Below are 647 nucleotides of genomic sequence, written 5' to 3'. Positions count from 1 at the left end.
CAACATATGAAACACTTCAAAACGGTACTGGCCGCGGCCACGGCATTGACCGCCTCGGCGGGCATCGCATCCGCCGACGCCGCCAGCCTGTCGGTCTTTGACTGGTCCGGCTACGAGGATCAGGGGTTTTACGGCGATTACGTCGCCAAATACGGCGGCGCGCCCAGCTACACCTATTTCGGCAGCGTCGAGGAAGCCTTCACCAAGCTGCAATCGGGTTTTGCCGCCGACCTCGCCCACCCCTGCACGGACGGGTTGCGCAAATGGGTGGCGGCAGGGCTCTTGAAGCCGATCGACACCTCGAAAATCAGCAACTGGGACAGCCTGCTGCCGCAGATCAAGGATGTGGACGGCGTCACCATCGACGGCGAGACTTATATGGTGCCGTTTGAATGGGGCAACACCGGGCTGATCTACCGCACCGACCAGATCGATGAGGGCGCGGTCTCGCTGCAGCTGCTGGCCGACCCTGCCTACCAGGGCAAGATCGCCATCCCCGACGCGGCCTCCTCGGCCTATGCGATGGCAGCGCTGGCGACCGGCGCCTCCAGCTATACCGACATGTCGGACGAGGAATTCCAAAAAGCCTCCGACTTCCTGCGCCAGATCCACCCGAATGTGCGGTTCTACTGGTCCGATGCGGGCCA

Annotated in this window: 1 protein-coding gene; it reads left to right on the top strand. The window is 62.8% G+C overall.

All coding sequences use genetic code 11. From position 1 onward, the window contains the following. Positions 1–6: 6 nt before the first annotated feature. A partial coding sequence (locus KUW17_RS23210; protein WP_222482658.1) for an extracellular solute-binding protein occupies positions 7–647 on the top strand: 641 nt, incomplete at its 3' end.

This window comes from Leisingera aquaemixtae (genome assembly GCF_019801145.1).
In the GTDB taxonomy this organism is placed as follows: domain Bacteria; phylum Pseudomonadota; class Alphaproteobacteria; order Rhodobacterales; family Rhodobacteraceae; genus Leisingera; species Leisingera aquaemixtae_A.
Note: the sequence above shows the minus strand (reverse complement) of the source record. Positions and strands in the feature narration are given on the sequence as shown.